Here is a 3,671-nt window from a genome sequence, read left to right as displayed (position 1 = left end):
ATAAATTCGACAAACCCGTGATAAAGGCCTGCTTTACGCGGACTTTTTCACCGGACTTCTAGAAATTACGCCGAACATAATATTCATTTCATAATCACCTTTAAACCATTAAGTAGAAGCCACCGATGGTTCAGGAAGCCTTTAGTTACGGGTACTTTTTATGCTAAAATTCCCATTTTGATTTAGAAAATCATCTGGATTACTTAACTGTAATCTTCAATCAATAAGATTTTTCCTTCCGTGATCTCAAAATTCGACTTTCCTTTTAATTGAAGCTTATCCCCAATCTTTAATCCGTTAGGAAAATCAACGGCAAGAATACCTTCATAATCGATCCCAACCTCTACTTTGTCATTGACAACACTGTAATCGGTAATTGTCTGGCGGCGGCTGGAGAACATCGTCGACGACTGTTGTGCTAACTCCCTAAATGCTTGTATCCCTCTGGTCTCCGTGTTAATTTCTCCGTTGGAAATATTCCTGAAGATTATGTCCTTGTGCAGGAGTTCAACCATGCTTTCAATGTCAAATGAATTGTATGCTTCAAGATAATTTTCAATTATGCCTCTTATTTCTTTACGATCCATAACCGTACTCCTCTCCTTTACTTTAAAGGCGATACCTTTGTTTAAGACGACGTACTTTTTCTCAACATAAATGTACCACATATTGGAACTTGGCTGCTCTAAAGTTTAACGAAAGAAGAAGCAGCTCGTATCGTAAACATCGATTGCACGATTATGCTAAACTCAAGAAGGAGGTGTGGTAAACCATGAAGACAGTAAAACTGGAAGGACTTACACTGCTAGCTGACGATGTTGCTCGATTGGCAAGGTTTTACCAGGAGGTATTGGGATTTACTATTCTTGTAGAAGAGGAGCATTATGTAGAATTCAGTAATTCAGGCGTGAGATTGGCCATTTGCTCTAAATCGCTGATGGAGGAGAATACCAACGGCTATTTTTCTTTCAGGGAAAGTCGTAAAGGACAAGCCATCGAACTAAATTTCCAATGTGATTCACCGGAGCAAGTATACGCATTGTACGATGAATTCGTTTCGAAGGGAGCCATTGACGTCACAGCACCACAAATCAAGTCTTGGGGTCACACTACCGGCTTCTTCGGCGATCCCGAGGGAAATATTCATTCTATTTTCGCTGTGAATCCTGCCTAAATGCAATCGAATTCGTCATCAGACAACTCCCTTACACCGTTAAACCTTTGAGACTTAACTCCCATAGACTTGCCATCTCTCTTAGCACGTCTTTCACACCATATATTGGAGTAACTCTGCGCTTAAGTTGGAAAAACGGCAGCTGGTCGTGTCCGGCTGCCGTCATGATTTAGTAGTATCCATTGGCTATCGTCCCCAATTAGTTCAATCACCCAAGGAATATATTTTTAAAGCAGTGATTCGATTACTTCTTCTATTTCCAGCGGTTCCGTCGTTGTTTCATATCTTCCGTGAACGTGACCATTCCGATCGATCAAAAACTTGGTGAAATTCCACTTGATTCCGTCACCAACGTATATATCAGGGTACTTTTCTTGCAGAAAGTTGTGCATCCATTGACCGTTGGCAGTTTGGATATCGAAACCTTGAAATGGTGCTTGCTCAGTTAAAAATTGAAACAATGGATGAGCATTCTGACCCCTTACTTCTACTTTCTCGAATAAAGGGAACGTCAAGCCAAAGGTGCTCTCGCAATATGCCCATACTTCCGAATTGTTTCCCGGTTCTTTCCCGTTGAATTGGTTACAAGGAAAACCGAGTATCTCCAACCCTTGGTGATGATAGTTTTCATAAAGCATTTGAATATCCGCAAATTGACGAGAATAGCTGCACCTGCTGGCAGTATTTACAATAAGGAGCACTTTCCCCCGGTAAGTTGACAATTCAACCAATTTACCTTCAATGGACTTTACCTTAAAATCATAAAAGGACATCAGATCGTTCCTCCTCGGTTGGGCACCTATGATATAAACATCATATAGCAGGAATCACTATTGTAAAAATATATATAATAAATGATGTCTATAGGTAAAACCTATACTCGAGCTTGCGCTTCGCAGTAACACGAGTACGTATCCATGCAGGACCTGGATTGACACGTCCTGATTCATTTTGGAGCGCGTTATGCGTTATTTGCAGGGTAATTCAATGAAGTAATGCTCATGCTGATTTAATCTGAATGAACATGTCGAGTTCGCTATCATCTTCTTCACCCTCATATCTGCCATCATATACATCATAACAAACAACATCGAATTGTTCATTTGTTACTCTGATATGGTTATCTCCTTAAGTGACAATTCACAACATTTAATGTTATCGTATTCCCAACTCAAATGGCGGTTAATGGCTAAAGCTGCTTCTCTCCATGTTGGACGAATCGAATCTAGTAAGACTGCATTTATGCATTTTCAATTACAGCTTGATCCAAAAGTATCTACTATAAATGTCGCTCTGCCGTTGATTATTTGCTCTTCATCGAGCATGGAAAAGAGTCTGTCCGTAGTCAAAGCAAAAACAAGATACTTTAGTACGGGCTTTATCATAAACTGCCCCCTCTTAGCTTAGATCTCGTCATCGTAATTCGTTAGTTCAATCACTTTCATGTTCACCCTTAAAATGAAAGTGCTCGTGGTAAATACCATCCATGCCTACCAACTTACCGCTTTTCTTATGAAAATAAGCAAAATTGCGGTTCAAAGGCAGCTTTAGCAAATCATAATTAACATCTTTTGGTAACCCTTGAATTACTTCAACTGCCTTTTCACGAGTCGCGTAAAAACCGATCGGAAAGAAGTTTGGAAACCGTTTTATATCTTCGGAAACAAAAATCCCCCACATCACATCTTTATCCAAGGTTTCACTCCATTCTATGTATTTTCCCACATTGTACCACATGAATATTGCATTAATCTCTCGTTACTCTAATGCGAAAAGGGAGCAGTTGCCGCGGCCAACTACTCCCTAGATCTTCCAACTAACGTCTCCCGTTAGTTGAATAAGAAGCCCTGTATAGAGACAAATAGAATAAACAAAGAAACTAAAATACTTAAATACCCCCAAATTCCTTTTCTGTTTCTTTGGCACTCGATTAGTCCTGTCACCAACATAAATATCGCTAAAAATAACATCAAATACGGCATTAATTCAAAGTTCTTAGTAATCAGAAGATAACTAGAAAGACCGATAACGATTATCGCTAAAATAACTTTGCTTATATTCAACATTGTTCCCACCCCCATTACATCCAGTTTTGAAACAATTTGTAACACATTTTCACACGATTTCTTTCTGCCCATTTTTTCAAATCCGGGAACCCTTTGTCTTCATCCTTTATAAAACGAAACGTTAAATTCATGGGGACGACATTTTTCCCATGTGGCAGTATGCCAATAACAGGTTTGAAGTAACCTTTGGTCATGATTATCTTAATTTCCTTCGCATGAAGGGTACGCTCGTTTAATATAAGTTTTTCATGGTACAGCTGTAAATCAGTTACCTTCTTGGATGTACTGTACAACGCTAGAATCAATACAATGGAACACAAGAGCACCCCAAAGGCTAATAAGCAGAGTAGAATTACGCTATCCACTAATCTAAACCTGAATTTCGAAAGCGCATAAGAATGCGGTGGCGATCATCCAGGAGCGGATCAACA

Annotated in this window: 5 protein-coding genes; 1 reads left to right on the top strand and 4 read right to left on the bottom strand. The window is 39.4% G+C overall.

The genetic code is table 11. From position 1 onward, the window contains the following. Nucleotides 1–203 precede the first annotated feature (203 nt). On the bottom strand, nt 204–587 hold the full coding sequence (locus ACFFK0_RS00785; RefSeq protein ID WP_377467650.1) for a nuclear transport factor 2 family protein: 384 nt from the start codon (nt 585–587) through the stop codon (nt 204–206). A gap of 185 nt (nt 588–772) precedes the next feature. On the opposite strand from ACFFK0_RS00785, the gene ACFFK0_RS00780 reads away from it, so the two are divergent. Then, a complete protein-coding gene (locus tag ACFFK0_RS00780) occupies nt 773–1,174 on the top strand; it encodes a VOC family protein (RefSeq protein WP_377467648.1) in 402 nt (133 codons plus the stop codon). 227 nt (nt 1,175–1,401) lie between these two features. On the opposite strand, the gene ACFFK0_RS00775 is transcribed toward ACFFK0_RS00780, so the two are convergent. From ACFFK0_RS00775 to ACFFK0_RS00765, 3 genes are all read right to left on the bottom strand, one after another. Further along, on the bottom strand, nt 1,402–1,947 hold the full coding sequence (locus ACFFK0_RS00775) for a glutathione peroxidase (RefSeq protein WP_377467646.1): 546 nt from the start codon (nt 1,945–1,947) through the stop codon (nt 1,402–1,404). A gap of 658 nt (nt 1,948–2,605) precedes the next feature. Then, nucleotides 2,606–2,869 carry a hypothetical protein gene (locus tag ACFFK0_RS00770; protein WP_377467644.1) on the bottom strand — a complete coding sequence of 88 codons (264 nt, stop codon included), beginning with the start codon at nt 2,867–2,869 and terminating at the stop codon, nt 2,606–2,608. A gap of 134 nt (nt 2,870–3,003) precedes the next feature. After that, nucleotides 3,004–3,312 (bottom strand): DUF3953 domain-containing protein, encoded by a 309-nt coding sequence (locus ACFFK0_RS00765; protein ID WP_377467642.1) that lies wholly within the window; start codon nt 3,310–3,312, stop codon nt 3,004–3,006. Nucleotides 3,313–3,671 lie beyond the last annotated feature (359 nt).

Source organism: Paenibacillus chartarius (assembly GCF_042432825.1).
Classification (GTDB): Bacteria; Bacillota; Bacilli; order Paenibacillales; family NBRC-103111; genus Gordoniibacillus; species Gordoniibacillus chartarius.
The sequence above is the reverse complement of the archived record's forward strand: the minus strand, read 5'-3'. Positions and strand labels throughout refer to the sequence as shown.

Bases quoted from the DNA above. Each gene is read 5' to 3' on its own strand.
- ACFFK0_RS00785 (WP_377467650.1), bottom strand. From the start codon at position 587: ATGGATCGTAAAGAAATAAGAGGCATAATTGAAAATTATCTTGAAGCA.
- ACFFK0_RS00780 (WP_377467648.1), top strand. From the start codon at position 773: ATGAAGACAGTAAAACTGGAAGGACTTACACTGCTAGCTGACGATGTT.
- ACFFK0_RS00775 (WP_377467646.1), bottom strand. From the start codon at position 1,947: ATGTCCTTTTATGATTTTAAGGTAAAGTCCATTGAAGGTAAATTGGTT.
- ACFFK0_RS00765 (WP_377467642.1), bottom strand. From the start codon at position 3,312: ATGGGCAGAAAGAAATCGTGTGAAAATGTGTTACAAATTGTTTCAAAA.